The sequence below is a fragment of the Xenorhabdus budapestensis genome (assembly GCF_002632465.1).
GTDB classification, from domain to species: domain Bacteria; phylum Pseudomonadota; class Gammaproteobacteria; order Enterobacterales; family Enterobacteriaceae; genus Xenorhabdus; species Xenorhabdus budapestensis.
On the sequence record NZ_NIBS01000003.1, the window covers coordinates 93124 to 110799 of the forward strand.

Sequence of the window (17676 nt, forward strand, 5' to 3'; positions counted from 1 at the left end):
CTTAATATTCCCGCACCAGTATTGGACGGGAATATGTTGACTTTTACCGTCCCAAATAACTATCCCAATCCTTCCAAACCGGTTGTAATCCCGATTTCGCCAAAGCATCTGCAACCTGTTCAACAGAACGATGATCGTTTGGAGAGAACTGTTCCAGCTCGTGATGGTCATTATCGACATAACCACCCGGTTGGGTTTTGGAACCGGCACTGACACTATTTATTGCCAGTGGCACGACGTGATCGCGGAAATACGGGGATTCACGAGTGGAGAGGGAAAGCTCTACATCTGGTGCCAGCAGGCGGAATGCACAGATCAGTTGTACCAGCTCGGCTTCATTCATCAGAGAAGCGGGTTCAATGCCACCAGCACAGGGACGCAGGCGTGGAAAAGAGATGGAGTAGCGGTTTTTCCAGAATTTTTTTTGCAGGAAGAGCAGATGCTCTGCCACCAGGTAACAGTCTGTGCGCCAGTTATGAGATAAACCGATTAATGCGCCCAAACCGATTTTGTCGATACCTGCTCGTCCGAGTCGTTCAGGGGTTTCCAGTCGCCAATGGAAATCCTGTTTTTTCCCTTTGAGATGATGCAATTGGTAACTCGGTTCGTGATAGGTTTCCTGATAGACCAGTACGCCATCCAATCCTAGCGTTTTTAGTTCTGCATATTCCTCTTGTGCCAATGGTTGTACTTCCATTGTGACAGAGCTGAAATAACGGTGTATTAAGGGAAGATAACGACGAAAATAATCCATGCCGACCTTTTTCTGATGTTCCCCGGTTACCAGCAGGATATGCTCGAACCCTAGTTTTTTGATGGCCTGACATTCAGCTTCAATTTCCTGTTCATTGAGCGTCTTACGTTTGATGTGGTTACTCATGGAAAAACCACAATAAGTGCAGTCGTTGGCGCACAGGTTGGAAAGGTAAAGTGGGATGTAAAATCCCACGGTATTACCAAATCGTTGACGGGTTAATTGTTGTGCCCGCTGAGCCAAAGGTTCAAGGTAAGACTGCGCTGCGGGGGAGAGCAGTGCCATAAAATCATCCAATGTCAGATGTTCGTTGTTTAGGGTATGTTCGACATCTTGTCTGGTTTTACTGTTGATACGCAGAGTGATGTCATCCCAATCCAACTGTTGCCAGCGTTGACGGAAGGTCGCTTCTGTCAATCGATTACTGGTCGTTGTATTACTGGTTACTGTATTACCTGTCATAGCACCCCCAGAAAATCAGTCAGTGGACTGGAGGCTTCTGCATGGGATTTCTGGCTTGCTATACCGGCCTGATAAGCAAGTTCACCTGCCTCAATGGCTGCTTTAAATGCTTGCGCCATTTTGACCGGATTATGGGCAACGGCGATGGCGGTATTGACCAGTACGGCATCAGCTCCCATTTCAATGGCTGCCAGTGCATGGCTTGGTGCGCCAATGCCAGCGTCCACGACGACAGGAACATGGGATTGTTCGATAATGATTTGCAGAAAATCACGGGTGAGCAAGCCTTTGTTTGAACCAATAGGAGCGCCTAATGGCATCACAGCAGCACAGCCCACTTCTTCCAGGCGGCGGCACAGAACCGGATCTGCGCCGCAGTAAGGCAGGACAATAAAACCTTCTTTGACTAACTGCTCTGCACCTTTCAGAGTTTCTACCGGATCGGGCAACAGGTATTTTACGTCAGGATGAATTTCCAGTTTGATCCAGTTGGTGTCCAGTGCTTCCCGTGCAAGGCGGGCGGCAAACACAGCTTCCTCTGCGGTTTTTGCCCCAGAAGTATTGGGCAGGAGTTTAATGCCTGACTCTTGTAATGGTGCGAGAATGCCATCATCGTTGCCATGCAGATCGATACGTTTCATGGCCATTGTGACTAACTGGCTGCCGGAAGCACGGATAGCTTCCATCATCAATCCGGCGTTGGCGAATTTACCTGTTCCTGTAAACAGGCGGGAGTGAAAGGGGGTATCAGCGATTTTTAACATGACTAACCTCCGGCATTAGCCACCAGCAATGGCCTGAAACAGCAGGATATTGTCCCCATCATTAATCAGGTGAATATCCCATTCTGAGCGCGGGATAATGGTCTGATTAATGGCTAACGCAGTGCCCAATTGAGTACGTTGTATATGTTCCAGTAACTGTTGTACCGTCATAGGCTTATTCACAGGATCTGGCAGTGTGACTGTTTGATCGTTGACGATGATGTTCATGCGATTTTTTTTCCTGAAACTGTTTTATCTATAAAAGATAATGTTCCGCAGATTGGGCATTGCGGTGATGCAGTCAGCTGTAATGTGCTCCAGCTTTGTTGTCTGCCATCAAACAGCCGTAGTTTTCCACTCAGATGAGAAGGGAGACCGGCCAACATTTTGATTGCTTCCAGTGCTTGCAGTGTGCCGATAACACCAACTACTGGCCCCAGAACACCAGCGGTTCGACAATTACGTTGCGGCTCTTCCTGATCGGGATAGAGGCAGGCATAACAGCCATGTTGGTAAGGGGGTTCAAACACCATAAGTTGCCCGCTGAACCCTACAGCACTGCCACTGATAAGGGCGGTATTGGTCTCAACACTGGCAGCATTAATGGCGTGTCGGGTTGCCATGTTATCGCAGCAATCCAATATCAGATCGACTTGCCGGGCAAGGTTTGTCAGTGATTTCTTATCCTGTCGCTCACTTATAACAGTGAGATTGACAAGGGGATTTAAATCGGCCAATTGCTCTGCCGCCAGAGCCGCTTTTCCGGCGGAAATATCTGCCGTGCGATAGAGGATTTGGCGTTGCAGGTTAGAGATATGTAATTTGTCATCATCTGCAAGATAGAGGTGCCCCACTCCTGCTGCGGCGAGATAGAGTGCGGCGGGGGAGCCTAACCCCCCGATTCCAACAATTAATACCTTGCTTGCTTTTAATTTTTCCTGTCCGTCAGGGCCGATGTCTTCCAGTAACAATTGGCGGCTGTACCGCATAAATTCTTGATCGTTCAACATAAGAGCCTCCGATCATTTCCTTCAACGATTCTTTCAACCATTATTCCTTCAACTAAATGAAGTAATCTGGATGTTGCTTGTCGCCAATCTTTGGCTTTAGTGATGGCAGTGACCAGCGCCACACCTCCGACACCTGTTGCAACCACATCCGGCACACGCTCCAGTGAAATACCGCCAATGGCAACGGTAGGAAATTCTGGCGTGATCTCCACCTGATGTTTCAGGGCGATAAGCCCCTGTGGCGATGATGGCATCTCCTTGGTCGTGGTCGGGAAAATATGTCCCAGTGCGATATAAGATGGGCGCAGAGCTTTTGCCCGCGCCAATTCCTGCTCATTATGGGTGGAAATACCCAGACGAAGTCCGGCCTGTTGGATGGACTGAAGATCGGCGATATCCAAATCTTCTTGCCCCAGATGTACGCCATAGGCGTGGTGTTTGATTGCCAGACGCCAGTAATCGTTGATGAACAGACGAGCGTTATATTGATTTCCCAGTGTAATGGCTTGCCGGATATCGTCCTCCATTTGCTCTTCGGGTATATCTTTGATGCGCAATTGCAGGGTTCTGACACCCGCTTCCAGTAATCGCTCAATCCACATCAGGGAATCCACAACGGGATATAACCCCAATCGGTGTTCAGTTGGAGCAAAGGATATCGCTTTAAGCTGATTTGACATCGTTGATATCCTCGGCACGGTGATACAGTTCACTACCATGAACACGGAACTCTTCGGACATCTGTTCCATGCCAGCTTCTTGCTCTAGTTTTGCCGCATAATCCCGCACATCCTGCGTTATCTTCATTGAACAGAATTTTGGTCCACACATTGAGCAGAAGTGAGCAACCTTACCGGATTCTTGTGGTAAGGTTTCATCGTGGTAAGCGCGGGCAGTTTCAGGATCAAGCGCCAGATTAAATTGATCTTCCCAGCGGAATTCAAAACGGGCTTTTGACATGGCGTTATCACGAATTTGAGCACCGGGATGACCTTTAGCAAGATCTGCCGCATGAGCGGCGATTTTGTAGGTGATCAGTCCCTGCTTCACATCCTCTTTGTTTGGCAGGCCGAGATGCTCTTTGGGAGTGACATAACACAGCATGGCACAGCCGAACCAACCGATCATTGCAGCACCAATACCAGAGGTGAAATGGTCATAACCCGGCGCGATATCAGTTGTCAGTGGCCCCAAGGTATAGAATGGCGCTTCGTGGCAGTGCTCCAGTTCTTCTGTCATATTGCGGCGAATTAACTGCATCGGAATATGCCCCGGCCCTTCTATCATCACCTGAACATCATATTCCCAGGCGATTTTGGTCAGTTCACCGAGGGTATGCAGTTCGGCAAATTGAGCTTCATCATTAGCATCCTGAATGGAGCCGGGGCGCAATCCGTCCCCCAAAGAGAGGGAAACGTCGTAGGCCGCACAGATTTCACAAATTTCACGAAAGTGAGTATAGAGAAAGTTTTCCTGATGATGGGAAAGGCACCATTTCGCCATAATTGAACCACCACGGGAAACAATGCCTGTCAGGCGCTTGGCGGTCATGGGAACGTAACGCAGCAACACCCCTGCATGGATGGTGAAATAATCCACTCCTTGTTCGGCCTGCTCCAGTAACGTATCGCGGAACGTTTCCCATGTCAGGTTTTCCGCTATGCCATTGACTTTTTCCAGTGCCTGATAAATAGGAACTGTGCCGATGGGTACTGGACTGTTACGTAGTATCCATTCACGGGTTTCGTGGATGTAGCGTCCGGTGGAGAGATCCATCACCGTGTCAGCACCCCAACGGGTAGACCAAATCAATTTTTCGACTTCTTCTTCGATAGAGGAAGTGACGGAGGAATTACCGATATTGGCATTAACTTTCACCAGAAAATTACGACCGATAATCATCGGTTCAGATTCTGGATGGTTAATGTTAGCAGGAATAATCGCACGGCCGGCCGCCACTTCCTGACGAACAAATTCCGGTGTGATGTTATCCGGTAAGTTTGCGCCGAAACTTTGCCCTGCATGTTGTTGGAGCAGAATTTCACCACGGATACGCTCACGCCCCATATTTTCACGCAGTGCGATAAATTCCATTTCCGGTGTGATGATACCCTGGCGTGCATAGTGCAATTGAGTCACGCGCCTGCCCTGTTTGGCTTTTAATGGATGGGAACGATGTTTGAAGCGCAGGTGATCCAGTCCGGCATCTGCAAGGCGCTGTTGAGTAAAATCAGAACTGAGGCTTGCGACAGATTCAGCATCATTGCGCTCTTCAATCCACGGTTGACGGAGCTTTTGCAAACCCGTTTGTACGTTCAGTATGGCTTCTGGATCGCCATAAGGGCCGGAAGTGTCATAGACTGGCACGGGTTCGTTTTCCTCAAATTGAGGATTCTCTTTCTCTCCGCCAATCAGTGTGGGAGATAACTGGATTTCCCGCATGGGAACCCGAATATCTTCGCGTGATCCTGCCAGATAAATACGGTTTGAATTGGGAAATGTCACACCTTGAATCGAACTGATAAATTCCTGTGCTGCATCTCGTTGGGCTTTACGTGGCCGTGCTGGATGGGCTTTAGGTGAAATATTGGTTGCAGGGATAATGTCAGCGGTAGAGGTAACGCTGTTGTTAGTAATAGCATTAGACATAGCAAATTCCTGACTGTGTTATCGCCTGTCTCATTGCGCAAATAAAAAACATGACGCTCAGATAGGGCTTAAGTTGAGAAAATTGCTTGTCTGGAGCTCGCAGGGAGTAATGGTTGATTGCTGAATTACGTCATCCGGACAGATTTGTTTGTACAACAATTTATCTGTACAACTTATCTGTACAACAACAAGAAGAACACATCAGCGGGGTGATTACTCTTGTTCCCTTCGCGGGTATTAGCCCGATCAGGTTCTGCGGATCCCGAATAAACGGTCTCAGCCTGTGTACACCGTGAGATAGGGTGAACGCTAGGCACTCCGACAAGAAAACACCCAGAGTATAAAGGGGATTCTGAAAACTGCAACCAGAAAGCACTAAGCTGAAACCAGAACTCTTCGTGTGAAACTGACTTCCTGGGGTTAATTATTTGACTATAAAGCCCAATTCAATTGTTTCCAGCCATGAACTTCTGCTGCTGCCCGCAATTGTATATCTGGATTGACGGTAAAAACTTCGCTGGCAAATCGGCACATCGGTAAATCATTCGCAGAGTCTGTATAAAAATAGATATGTTGTGGCGATAAATTCTGCTCTGCCAGCCATTGTTGTAAACGGGCAACTTTTCCTTCCCGGAAGGTAGGGATACCCTGAATGTCTCCGGTATAACAACCATCTTTCATTACCATATCAATCCCCATCGCTGTTTGTACTCCAAATGCAGCAGCGATTTTCTTAACTACAAAAGAAACGGTGGCAGAAATGATGATAATAGGAATGTTTTGATGGTGGTAGATATCTAATTGTTTTCTGGCGGCAGGATAGAAGACAGGTTTGATTTTGGTTTCCACGAAATCGGTCAGCCAGATATCTATTTGCTCATGAGGAATTTGGCTGAGTGCCTGTAAGTTGGTCGCCAGATACTCTTGCATATTCAGTTTTCCTGCACAGTAATCCAATATCATTTTCTGGTCTGCCTCTATAAAGCGTGGGTCAGTAATGATGCCTTTTTCCCATAAATAATGAGTCCAGAGCTGGCTGGAATCCCCACAAATCAGGGTGTCATCCAAATCAAATACGGCAACCTGTTGTGACATAGTTGTTATTCCTCAATTTAGGATACCTATTGATACCTGCATATTATTGATTGAAAGCAAATCAAACACTTTATCTGCATTAAATGAACATTCAGAAACGTAATTAATATAACAGACTGCAGACAGAATTCGATGAAGAGGAGTATGCTGTACTTACACTAAGATTTAATAACATTTAATTAATATTTCAATGTGGCTATGACACAACATCCGATGCAACAAATGATGGAACCGATAATGCAAAAAAAATTAACAGGCATAGAACGAGGCTGGTGGATTGTCAGCCTTGAAAACAGAGTTTGGCTACCACAAGGGGAATTGCCATTAGGAACAGCCAACCAGTGGTCATTGCAAGGTTATGTAGCTTACGCTATCGGTGAATGGTTAGGGGAAACTGTTTGGCTGGTAGGCCATAAGATGGAGGCAGATATGTCTTCTCCTCGTCGGATTGCAGAGCAAGATCCCAAGTTATTTCAACTGGCAGGACGCGGAATCCAATTGGCTGAGTTCTATCGTTCTCATCATTACTGCGGTTACTGTGGACAAAAAATGCAACAGAGCCAGCATGAATGGGCTTGTTTGTGCCAGAGCTGTGATGAACATTATTATCCGCAAATTGCACCTTGCATTATTGTCGGCATTCGTCGCGATGATCACATTCTGCTGGCACAGCATCAGCGCCATCGTAACGGTATCCATACGGTACTTGCCGGATTTGTTGAAGTGGGGGAAACACTGGAAGAAGCTGTACATCGTGAGGTGATGGAAGAGAGTGGGATAAAAATCCGTAAATTGCGTTATGTCGCTTCTCAACCGTGGCCTTTCCCAAATTCATTGATGATGGGATTTCTGGCGGATTATGATAGCGGTGAAATTGAGCATGACCCTGTCGAACTTATTAGCGCAGATTGGTATCGCTATGATCAGCTTCCCCTTATCCCTACGTCTGATACGATTGCCCGCCGTTTGATTGAGGAGGCGGTTGCATTATGTCGTCAGCAGTGATGTTGATTGATCAATGAGTTAATCCTTTTCAAAACATGTCCATATCTGTGCGGGGTAGCTGGTAACAGCTACCCCTACTGCGACCGTATAAAGCATGAGAGTTACCTTATGTTTTGTATAAGGATTCGATATCCATATCAAAACGGGTAACTCTTAATCTTTAATACACCTTATTGTTTTTGTTCCTCTAGGCCTCGGTTTTTCAGCATATGCTTAATACTCGGTGGCTTACCGCGCCAGTCGATATACAGTTTTTCCAAGTCTTCACTATTACCACGTGACAACACCTTATCGCGGAAACGTTGGCCATTCTCTGCCGTCAGGCCTCCGTGTTCGGTAAACCAGGCAAAAGCATCATCTGCCAGCATTTCTGTCCACAGATAAGCATAATAACCGGCAGCATAACCGCCACCCCAAATGTGGTTGAAGTAGCTGGAACGATAGCGCGGTGGTACGTAGCTGAGATAGATGTTGTCTTGTTGCAGAGACTTGGCTTCAAACTTATCCACGTCCTGCTGTGGCTGAGCAGCGGTCAGCATATGCCAGTGCATATCCAGCAACGCGGCTGACAGCAGCTCAGTCATGCTATAACCTTTGTTGAATTTGTCAGCCTTATTGATCTTATCCACCAATGCTTGTGGCATTGCTTCACCAGTTTGGTAATGCTTGGCGTAATGGGCAAACACCTTTGGATCACGCGCCCAATACTCATTAAATTGTGATGGAAATTCCACAAAATCACGAGCGGTATTAGTACCGGACAGGCTCGGATATTCCTGATCGGCAAACATTCCGTGCAAGGCATGGCCAAACTCATGGAACATGGTGATCACGTCATCATACGACAATAGTGCTGGTTGGCCCGGCGCAGGTTTGGTAAAGTTGGCGACGTTGTAAATCACCGGCTTGGTTCCGATGAGCTTTGACTGATCGACAAAATTATTCATCCAGGCACCACCACCTTTGTTGTCGCGCTTAAAATAATCGGTATAAAACAACGCCAACGGCTGTCCGCCTTTATCGAAAACTTCATACACACGGACGTCGGATTGATAAACCGGGATGTCTTTGCGCTCTTTAAAGGTAATGCCATACAGCAGATTGGCGGCATAGAACACGCCATTGTTCAGGACATTATTCAGCTCGAAATACGGCTTAATCTGTGATTCATCCAAATCATATTTTGCTTTGCGTACCTGCTCGGCATAAAATGACCAGTCCCAGGCCTCCAGTTTGAAGCCCCCTTTTTGCTGGTCAATCACAGCCTGAATGTCTTTGGCTTCGCGCTCAGCGCGTGCAGTTGCTGCCGGTACAATATCACGCAAAAATTTCAACGCAGCTTTGGGCGTTTTTGCCATCTGATTTTGCAGTTTCCACGATGAATAATCCGGGAAACCCAGCAGTTTAGCCTGCTCAGCACGGATCTTCGCTAACCGGGCTAAGGTTTGACGTGTGTCATTATCGTCACCTTTTTCGGCTCGGGTCCACGATGCCTCAAATAATGCTTTACGCGTATCACGATCTTTCAGGTTTTGCAGACTCGGCTGTTGGGTGGTGTTTTGCAATACCAACAGCCACTGCTTGTCTAGTTTACGCTCACTGGCGGCCTGCGCAGCCGCGGCAATTTCGCCATCGGACAGCCCGTCCAGCCTGGCTTTATCTTGAATCGCCAGCGCGCCATTTTTAGTTGCCGCCAGCAGTTTGTTGGCAAACTGGGTACTGAGTTTTGCTGCTTCCTGATTCAAAGCTTTTAACTTCGCTTTATCCGTATCAGACAAGTTGGCCCCTGCTAACACGAAGCTTTGATAAGTCACTTCCACCAATCGGTGTGATTCTGGATCCAGATTCAATGTCCCGCGCTGCTGGTATATGGCTTTGATACGGTTGAACAGTTTACTGTTCAGCGTAATTTCATCATTCATCGCCGCCAGCTTTGGTGAGGTTTCCTCATTCAGTTTTTGCAGCCGGTCAGTGGTATTAGCCAACGTCATCGCCCCAAATACATTCATCACCCGTGTCAACATTGCACCCGATTTCTCCAGCGCGACAAATGTATTTTCAAAATCAGGTATGGCGGGATTATTGGCGATCTTCTCTACTTCCTTCAGTTTCTGTTTAATACCGGCAGCAATCGCGGGCGCATAGTCTGTTTCTTTTATCTTATTGAACGGAGGAGCCTGGAATGGTAGTACACTTGGATAGAAGAACGGGTTTTTGTTCTTCTTGTGTTGCTGTTGATTAGCTTCACCGGTCGCACTCACCTCCTTAACCTGATCACTTGATATGTTCGTGTGGTCAGATCCCAGTTTATTTTCTTCGGCCTGCGCCTGAGTGCCTAGTGCCAAGCCAATAGCTAGTACTAAAGTGGATAAACGCATTAGTCGAAACTCCTTCATGTAAATAGTTTATTTATCAATGAAAATGACTTCATAAGCGCTTTGATACAGTTAATTAACTAAATAATTAATTAACTAAACAATTAACTAACGTAAACCAATTCATCCAACGATTAACTGAAGAGCGCGAACAATGAAGGCTTATGGCAACGTGAGAAACGGTATTGCCTTCACGCAACACGCGTGTTACATGAATGTAACATAATGAGAGCGATGAGCCGATGTGCATAGTCCTTGTTCTGGGTTTTGTGACTCTGCACATAAATTTTTTCATCTGGGATCATACGTTATGGGGGATTGGCGCTTGAACGTTTATTTATTGGCGGTCAGGACGGAAGTTCGGCTTCCGACGTGTTATCATGCGCGCGCTTTTTGTCGATAATCAAGGGAGCTTGTCATGAATGAGTTGAAAAACGACCGCTATCTGCGCGCCTTATTACGTCAGCCTGTTGATATTACACCAGTATGGATGATGCGTCAGGCAGGACGCTATTTACCTGAATATAAAGCTACGCGTCAGGAGGCGGGGGATTTCATCTCGTTATGCAAAAATACTGAGTTGGCTTGCGAAGTTACGCTCCAGCCCCTGCGACGTTTTCCATTGGATGCGGCGATCCTGTTTTCTGATATCTTGACTATCCCCGATGCAATGGGATTGGGGCTCTATTTTGAAGCAGGCGAAGGGCCGCGTTTTCAATTTCCGATCCTTAATCATGCCGATGTGGAAAAGTTGCCGGTCCCCGATCCAGAGATGGAGCTAGGTTATGTGATGGATGCTGTTCGAGCGATCCGCAAGGCGCTAGCAGGACAAGTTCCTCTGATCGGTTTTTCTGGTAGCCCTTGGACGCTGGCGACTTATATGGTCGAAGGGGGAAGCAGTAAGGCATTTACTAAGATCAAAGCCATGATGTATGCTGAGCCCGCGACATTGCATCTACTGCTGGATAAATTGGCAAACAGCGTTATTCTATATCTGAACGCGCAAATTAAAGCTGGTGCTCAATCTGTCATGATTTTCGATACTTGGGGTGGTGTGTTATCTCAGCGTGATTATCAGGAATTTTCGTTGCAATATATGCATAAAATTGTCGATGGATTGATCCGTGAACATGAAGGCCGCCGTGTACCTGTGACTCTGTTTACAAAAGGCGGCGGGCAGTGGCTTGAAGCGATGGCAGCAACAGGTTGTGATGCCCTTGGGCTGGATTGGACAACGAATATTGCTGACGCCCGCCGCCGTGTCGGGGATAAAGTTGCTTTACAAGGTAATATGGATCCATCCATGCTGTATGCCGCGCCAGCGCGAATTGAACAAGAAGTTTCGACTATCCTACAGGACTTTGGTGCAGGCAGCGGGCATGTTTTCAATCTGGGGCATGGGATCCATCAGGATGTTCCGCCAGAACATGCAGGGGCTTTTGTCGAAGCAGTGCACAGACTTTCAGTAAAATATCATCAATAGCCTATGATTGATACGAAGGCATTACGTCAGGAACAGATAGAAAAAGCACGGCAGGTTATCCGCCATGATGCTTTTTCTGCGTCTTTTGTACCGGAGTTCATTGCGGGTGCGGACGTTGGGTTTGAAGAAAACGGTACGATAACCCGTGCCGCCATTGCTATCTTGCATTATCCCACCCTTAAACTGGTAGAATATCAAATCGCGAGGGTAGAAACTGTACTCCCCTATATTCCCGGCTTACTCTCATTTCGTGAATATCCAGCATTGCTTGCAGCGTGGAATAAGCTAAATCTACGACCTAATCTGGTGATGGTTGATGGTCAGGGTATTGCCCATCCGAGACGTCTGGGGGTTGCCAGCCATTTTGGCTTGCTGGTGGATGTTCCGACAATCGGGATCGCTAAAAGTCGCTTATGTGGTGAGCATGAGCTTGTGGGTGAGGCATTGGGTAGTAGTCAGCCGTTGATCGATCATGGTGAACAGATTGGTCTCGTATGGCGGAGTAAAAAAAGATGTAATCCACTCTATATTTCCATCGGTCATAAGATCAGTATTAAGAGTGCCATCTACTGGGTTGAGCATTGTATGAAAGGATATAAACTGCCTGAACCGACCCGTTGGGCTGATGGAATTGCTTCAAATAGACCGTTTTTTAAGCAAACAATGCAGAAAAATCTATAATTGAGGCGGAAATATGTGGATATTCTTGATTTTCAGGTAAACTTCGGCGCAAATTAAGCATCATGAGTAACAGCTAATGTTAAGAAACCCGATCCACCTGAGGTTGGAGAAACTTGAAAGTTGGCAACATTTGACTTTTATGGCTAGTCTATGTGAGCGGATGTATCCAAACTATCAAGCATTTTGTCGCCAAACTGAGTTTGCAGATCCTGCGCAATATCGTTGTATTCTCGATCTGGTTTGGGAGACATTAGTTGTCAAAGACGCAAAAGTAAATTTTGATAATCAGCTGGAAAAACTGGAAACCATTATCCCATCAGCAGATGGCTATGATATTTATGGTGTGTATCCAGCAATTGATGCGTGTATTGCATTAGGTGAAGTCATTCATTCGCGTTTGAGTGGTTCAACGTTAGAGCATGCAATAGCCGTCAGTGAAATATCCATCCGTACTGTCGCCATGCTGGAAATGACTCAAGCTGGTAAAGAAATGACAGAGGATGAATTAAAGGCATTGCCTGCCATTGAAGAAGAATGGGATATTCAATGGGAGATTTACCGTTTATTGGCGAACTGCGAAGAACGGGACATAGAATTAATTAAAGGATTAAAGGCTGATCTCCGTGAGTGCGGGGTCAGCAATATCGGCATAAATTTGGAGTGATAAGTCATAAAACGTGACTTAGTGCTTGAATTGCCGGATTTAAAGACTTCACATTTGCCCTCACTCTGTTCTACATTGAGGGCGAAAAGAAGTGGCTATCGGTGCGTGTATGCAGGGGTGCTGTCAAATCGGCATATCCGTCGCACTCGATGCTTTGCAAACGATAAACACACTGTAAGGATAATCTATGAATAAGACTGAATTAGTTGATGCAATCGCAGCAGGTGCTGATCTGACCAAAACTCAGGCTAAAGCTGCCCTGGAATCAACTTTGAATGCAATCACTGAATCTCTGAAAAATGGTGATGCAGTGCAACTGGTTGGCTTTGGTACTTTCAAAGTTAATCATCGTGCAGAGCGTACTGGTCGTAACCCACAGACTGGTAAAGAAATCAAAATTGCAGCAGCAAACGTACCTGCTTTCTCTGCTGGTAAAGCACTAAAAGACGCAGTTAAGTAATCGTATTGCGAAAAAAGAAGAGAGAGGGGAGTTCAGCGCCCCTTTTGTTGACGCTACAGGGGCTGCTAGCATTGGGGGTTATCTCATTGCTCAGCGCCTGTTCAGTTCAACCAAAAACTCCAATTTTCAGCGCCAGTGGTTTCATTGCCGATGGTGGTGTTATCCGCTTATGGCGCTTGAATGATCAAAACAGTAAACCTCAAGTTATTATGAGTGTTTTCAGTCCTTACCATCATAAAAATACCACTGTCTCTTTCTATGAGTACCGCCGAGGAAATTTGTGGCAAGTGCGTCGTAATGTACTCAATAATCATCCGACAGAAGAGCTCTTGCGGTTGGATAGAGAGGACAACGTTATTTTTATGCAGCGCCAGTTTGATGGCCGACGTGAACAACTCTCCAATGATGACATTATTAGCTTGCAGTTTGGTGCTAAGCGGACAGAGGAAATCAGCGATGCTTTAATTGCAGGAGAAGTTAAATTGGTTCAGGGACATTGGCAGAATGGTGAAGTGACTACTTGTACGGGGAAAAAATTATTTATTGAGTTTGAGCCTCAGGATCGGGTATGGCTCGAAGAAAGGCACAAGAATAGCTATGGTACACTCACAATTGCATGGTTGGAAGCGCCAGCAGGGAGGCAGTTATTACTGGTCGCCAATGATGATTTTTGTCGCTGGGAGCCGACGAAAGATAAGTTGTAAGCCTGTATTCGCCAGCTCTTCATTTCCGACTATTTTATTTCAGACGCGCAATGGCGCGATAACCAATGTCTTTCCGATAAAAACAACCTTCCCAGCTAATCTTTTCAGCTTTCAAGTAAGCTTTTTTTTGTGCTTCTGCAATATTGCCACCCAATGCCGTAACACATAAAACGCGGCCACCTGCGGTTACTACCTCTGTATCCTTGAAAGCCGTTCCCGCGTGGAAAACTTTTTCATCAGATTGAGTTTCGTTGAATGGCGCTTCTTGATTCAGGCCAGTGATCACATCACCTTTGGTATAATCAGCCGGATAGCCATTTGCCGCTAACACTACACCCAGCGCAGAGCGGGCATCCCATTCGGATATTTTGCCATCTAACTGGCCTTTTGCTCCAGCGAGACACAGTTCGACCAAATCAGAGCGCAAGCGCATCATAATTGGTTGGGTTTCAGGATCACCAAAGCGGCAGTTAAATTCGATGACTTTCGGCTCGCCTTGTTTATCAATCATCAAACCTGCATAGAGAAAGCCGACATAGGTATGTCCTTCCGCAGCCATACCTTCTACTGTCGGATAAATGATTTTCTCCAGCACACGCTGGTGGATCTCATCATTTATAACTGGTGCTGGAGAGTATGCGCCCATTCCGCCAGTATTTGGTCCAGTGTCTCCATCACCGACCCGTTTGTGATCCTGGCTGGTTGCCATGGGAACCACATTTTTACCATCTACCATGACAATAAAACTGGCCTCTTCTCCGTCCAGAAATTCTTCAATGACAATCCGATGCCCTGCATCACCAAATGCATTGCCCGCCAGCATATCTTTAATAGCGTTTTGAGCCTCTTCCATCGTCATGGCGACAACCACTCCTTTACCTGCTGCCAGACCATCGGCCTTAATGACAATAGGTGCTCCAATTTTTTCTAAATAGGCGAGAGCGGGTTCAACTTCTGTGAAATTTTGGTAAGCCGCTGTCGGTATATGGTGACGTGCGAGAAAATCTTTGGTAAAAGCCTTAGAACCTTCCAGTTGGGCGGCTGCCTTAGTCGGGCCAAAGATTGTCAGCCCTGCCTGTTGAAAAGCATCAACCACACCGATAACCAGAGGGGCTTCTGGCCCTACAATAGTGAGAGCAATATCATGGCTTTGAGCAAAGGCCAATAAACCATCAATATCTGTTGCGGCAATATCTACATTTTTTAGATTCACTTCCAATGCTGTTCCAGCGTTACCCGGTGCGACATAAACTTGACTTGCCAGCGGAGATTGAGCTGCTTTCCACGCCAGTGCATGTTCCCTTCCGCCACTACCAATAATCAGTATATTCATCAGGTTTTCCTATTATAAAGCTGAGATAGGTTAATGGCGGAAATGACGCATGCCGGTAAAAATCATGGCGATGCCATGCTCATCAGCAGCAGCAATCACTTCATCATCACGTATAGAGCCGCCTGGTTGGATCACACAACTCACTCCCACGGCTGCGGCAGCATCAATACCATCTCGGAACGGGAAAAAAGCATCAGAAGCCATAGCACATTCCTGAACTTCCAGCCCTTCATCGGCTGCCTTAATTCCTGCGATCTTAGCTGAATAAACACGGCTCATCTGGCCTGCACCAATACCGATTGTCATATTATCTTTGGCATAAACAATGGCATTAGATTTAACAAACTTAGCTACTTTCCAGCAGAATAGCGCATCCTGCATTTCTTGTTCTGTTGGTTGACGTTTAGAAACTACCCGTAATTGAGCTTCTGTTACCATGCCTAAATCACGATCCTGTACCAATAAACCACCATTGACGCGTTTGAAATCTAACCCGGCAGCGGGTGAATACCATTCTCCGCAGGCCAGAACGCGGACATTTTGTTTGGTTGCCAGAATTGGTAAGGCTGCTTCATTAATAGTAGGTGCAATGATGACTTCAACAAACTGACGCTCAATGATGGTTCTGGCAGTATCTGCATCCAGTGCACGGTTAAAGGCAATAATTCCACCAAATGCTGAGGTAGGATCAGTTGTGAATGCACGATCATAAGCTGTACGGATATCAGTTCCAATCGCAACGCCACAAGGATTGGCATGTTTGACAATCACGCAAGCAGGTTCGGAGAAGGTTTTCACACACTCCAAAGCGGCATCAGTATCTGCGATATTATTGTAAGAAAGTGCTTTGCCTTGTAGTTGTGTGGCTGTAGCAATAGAAGCTTCTTCTATATTCTCTTCTATATAGAAAGCAGCATCCTGATGACTATTTTCACCATAACGCATATCTTGCTTCTTGATGAAGTTCAGATTTAGCGTACGAGGGAATTTACCTGACGGTTGGTCGGATTCATCGTGATAAGCAGGAACCAGTTTGCCAAAATAGTTGGCGATCATGCTGTCATAAGCGGCTGTGTGTTCAAATGCCTTAATAGCCAGATCGAAGCGGGTTGATTGGGTCAGAGAATTCTGATGGTTATCCATTTCCTCTATAATCTTGTTGTAATCTTGGCAATTAACAACAATTGCGACATCTTTATGGTTCTTGGCAGCGGAGCGAACCATGGTCGGGCCGCCAATATCGATATTCTCCACCGCATCTTCCAGAGAGCAATCCGGCTTCGCGACGGTTTGTGCGAAAGGGTAAAGATTGACGACTACCATATTAATCGGCGTAATCTGGTGTTGTTCCATCACTGCATCATCTTGTCCACGTCGACCAAGAATGCCGCCATGTACTTTAGGATGAAGTGTTTTCACTCGTCCATCCATCATTTCAGGAAAACCAGTATAGTCGGAAACTTCAGTAACATTTAGACCTGCTTCGGCCAGCAGATGTGCTGTTCCCCCTGTTGAAAGCAGTTCGACACCGCGATTGGATAAGGCCTTAGCAAATTCAACAATACCCGCTTTGTCAGAAACACTCAGCAGGGCACGACGGATTGGACGAAGCTGTTGCATTGGTGTGATCCCTTGGATTTCATCAAACAAGAATGTGTTATTGAAAAAATTATGTGGTAATTTTTTCTGTTATGATTGTAACGCAAACGTTTGCGCGATGCCCGATAAATTTTATCGAAATACCCATCTGTTAATAACTTGTGTGTAACTTCGTATAAGTCGAGGTTTTGCTGTGTAATTCAGCAAATGATAATTTTTTTTCAAAAAAACTATTGTCAGCGCCGGAAAACGCCCTATAATGCGCATCTGTTGTCACGATGAACACACAAATGAATCAGCGTGACAGGAGTTAAAAGCCGCGAAAATAAAGGCTTGACTCCGGAGGCGAAAAGCGTAAGATACGCAGCCTCGCAACCCGGAACGAACGTTCGGTTGCACCGCTCTTTAACAAGTTAATCAGACAATCTGTGTGGGCACTCGCAGGACACTATCGAAAAGCCGCAAGGCAAAAAAGATAAAAGTCTTGAAGAGTGACTGAACAGTTAATTCATTATGAACTAACAGCAGACAGTTTAATTCTTTGAGCAGCAAACTTTTAATTGAAGAGTTTGATCATGGCTCAGATTGAACGCTGGCGGCAGGCCTAACACATGCAAGTCGGGCGGCAGCGGGAGGAA

Annotated in this window: 16 protein-coding genes, 1 pseudogene and 1 riboswitch; of the genes and pseudogenes, 6 read left to right on the top strand and 11 right to left on the bottom strand. The window is 46.3% G+C overall.

Annotation, left to right across the window (positions count from 1 at the left end; genetic code table 11):
• Nucleotides 1-43: 43 nt before the first annotated feature.
• The 7 genes from thiH to Xbud_RS04760 form a co-directional block, all read right to left on the bottom strand.
• Nucleotides 44-1216 (bottom strand): 2-iminoacetate synthase ThiH, encoded by a 1173-nt coding sequence (gene thiH / locus Xbud_RS04730; protein ID WP_099134984.1) that lies wholly within the window; start codon nucleotides 1214-1216, stop codon nucleotides 44-46.
• Complete coding sequence (locus tag Xbud_RS04735) at nucleotides 1213-1980, bottom strand: thiazole synthase (protein WP_099134985.1); 768 nt, start codon at nucleotides 1978-1980, stop codon at nucleotides 1213-1215. Before Xbud_RS04735 ends, thiH begins: the two co-directional genes overlap by 4 nt.
• Nucleotides 1981-1995: 15 nt before the next feature.
• On the bottom strand, nucleotides 1996-2208 hold the full coding sequence (thiS, locus tag Xbud_RS04740; RefSeq protein WP_099134986.1) for a sulfur carrier protein ThiS: 213 nt from the start codon (nucleotides 2206-2208) through the stop codon (nucleotides 1996-1998).
• Nucleotides 2205-2990 (bottom strand): HesA/MoeB/ThiF family protein, encoded by a 786-nt coding sequence (locus Xbud_RS04745; protein ID WP_099134987.1) that lies wholly within the window; start codon nucleotides 2988-2990, stop codon nucleotides 2205-2207. The genes thiS and Xbud_RS04745 overlap by 4 nt, the downstream gene beginning before the upstream one ends.
• Nucleotides 2984-3670 carry a thiamine phosphate synthase gene (gene thiE / locus Xbud_RS04750; RefSeq protein WP_099134988.1) on the bottom strand — a complete coding sequence of 229 codons (687 nt, stop codon included), beginning with the start codon at nucleotides 3668-3670 and terminating at the stop codon, nucleotides 2984-2986. Before thiE ends, Xbud_RS04745 begins: the two co-directional genes overlap by 7 nt.
• Complete coding sequence (gene thiC, locus Xbud_RS04755) at nucleotides 3654-5639, bottom strand: phosphomethylpyrimidine synthase ThiC (protein WP_099134989.1); 1986 nt, start codon at nucleotides 5637-5639, stop codon at nucleotides 3654-3656. Before thiC ends, thiE begins: the two co-directional genes overlap by 17 nt.
• 206 nt (nucleotides 5640-5845) lie before the next feature.
• A riboswitch (TPP riboswitch) is annotated at nucleotides 5846-5970 on the bottom strand.
• Nucleotides 5971-6071: 101 nt separating this feature from the next.
• The gene (locus Xbud_RS04760; RefSeq protein ID WP_099134990.1) at nucleotides 6072-6734 is read right to left on the bottom strand and encodes an HAD family hydrolase; all 663 of its coding nucleotides are present in this window, start codon (nucleotides 6732-6734) and stop codon (nucleotides 6072-6074) included.
• A 237-nt stretch (nucleotides 6735-6971) separates the two neighbouring features.
• On the opposite strand from Xbud_RS04760, the gene nudC reads away from it, so the two are divergent.
• The gene (gene nudC / locus Xbud_RS04765) at nucleotides 6972-7739 is read left to right on the top strand and encodes an NAD(+) diphosphatase (RefSeq protein ID WP_211283492.1); all 768 of its coding nucleotides are present in this window, start codon (nucleotides 6972-6974) and stop codon (nucleotides 7737-7739) included.
• Nucleotides 7740-7909: 170 nt separating this feature from the next.
• Here nudC and dcp read toward each other — a convergent pair whose 3' ends face one another.
• Together dcp and Xbud_RS20370 are read right to left on the bottom strand one after the other, a co-directional pair.
• Nucleotides 7910-10117 (bottom strand): peptidyl-dipeptidase Dcp, encoded by a 2208-nt coding sequence (dcp, locus tag Xbud_RS04770; protein ID WP_099134991.1) that lies wholly within the window; start codon nucleotides 10115-10117, stop codon nucleotides 7910-7912.
• 106 nt (nucleotides 10118-10223) lie between these two features.
• Nucleotides 10224-10419: pseudogene (locus tag Xbud_RS20370) on the bottom strand (hypothetical protein); the annotation flags it as partial.
• 113 nt (nucleotides 10420-10532) lie between these two features.
• Here Xbud_RS20370 and hemE point away from each other — a divergent pair.
• From hemE to Xbud_RS04795, 5 genes are all read left to right on the top strand, one after another.
• The gene (hemE, locus tag Xbud_RS04775; protein ID WP_099134992.1) at nucleotides 10533-11597 is read left to right on the top strand and encodes a uroporphyrinogen decarboxylase; all 1065 of its coding nucleotides are present in this window, start codon (nucleotides 10533-10535) and stop codon (nucleotides 11595-11597) included.
• A gap of 3 nt (nucleotides 11598-11600) precedes the next feature.
• Nucleotides 11601-12278, top strand: a complete 678-nt coding sequence (gene nfi / locus Xbud_RS04780; protein WP_099134993.1) for a deoxyribonuclease V — start codon at nucleotides 11601-11603, stop codon at nucleotides 12276-12278.
• Nucleotides 12279-12354: 76 nt separating this feature from the next.
• Nucleotides 12355-12942 (top strand): YjaG family protein, encoded by a 588-nt coding sequence (locus Xbud_RS04785; RefSeq protein ID WP_099134994.1) that lies wholly within the window; start codon nucleotides 12355-12357, stop codon nucleotides 12940-12942.
• Nucleotides 12943-13129: 187 nt separating this feature from the next.
• On the top strand, nucleotides 13130-13402 hold the full coding sequence (hupA, locus tag Xbud_RS04790) for a nucleoid-associated protein HU-alpha (RefSeq protein ID WP_010848914.1): 273 nt from the start codon (nucleotides 13130-13132) through the stop codon (nucleotides 13400-13402).
• Nucleotides 13403-13449: 47 nt separating this feature from the next.
• Nucleotides 13450-14106 (top strand): DUF1481 domain-containing protein, encoded by a 657-nt coding sequence (locus tag Xbud_RS04795; protein WP_099135141.1) that lies wholly within the window; start codon nucleotides 13450-13452, stop codon nucleotides 14104-14106.
• A 34-nt stretch (nucleotides 14107-14140) separates the two neighbouring features.
• Here Xbud_RS04795 and purD read toward each other — a convergent pair whose 3' ends face one another.
• Both purD and purH read right to left on the bottom strand, forming a co-directional pair.
• A complete protein-coding gene (purD, locus tag Xbud_RS04800) occupies nucleotides 14141-15439 on the bottom strand; it encodes a phosphoribosylamine--glycine ligase (RefSeq protein WP_099134995.1) in 1299 nt (432 codons plus the stop codon).
• Nucleotides 15440-15469: 30 nt separating this feature from the next.
• Nucleotides 15470-17059, bottom strand: a complete 1590-nt coding sequence (gene purH / locus Xbud_RS04805; RefSeq protein WP_099134996.1) for a bifunctional phosphoribosylaminoimidazolecarboxamide formyltransferase/IMP cyclohydrolase — start codon at nucleotides 17057-17059, stop codon at nucleotides 15470-15472.
• Nucleotides 17060-17676 lie beyond the last annotated feature (617 nt).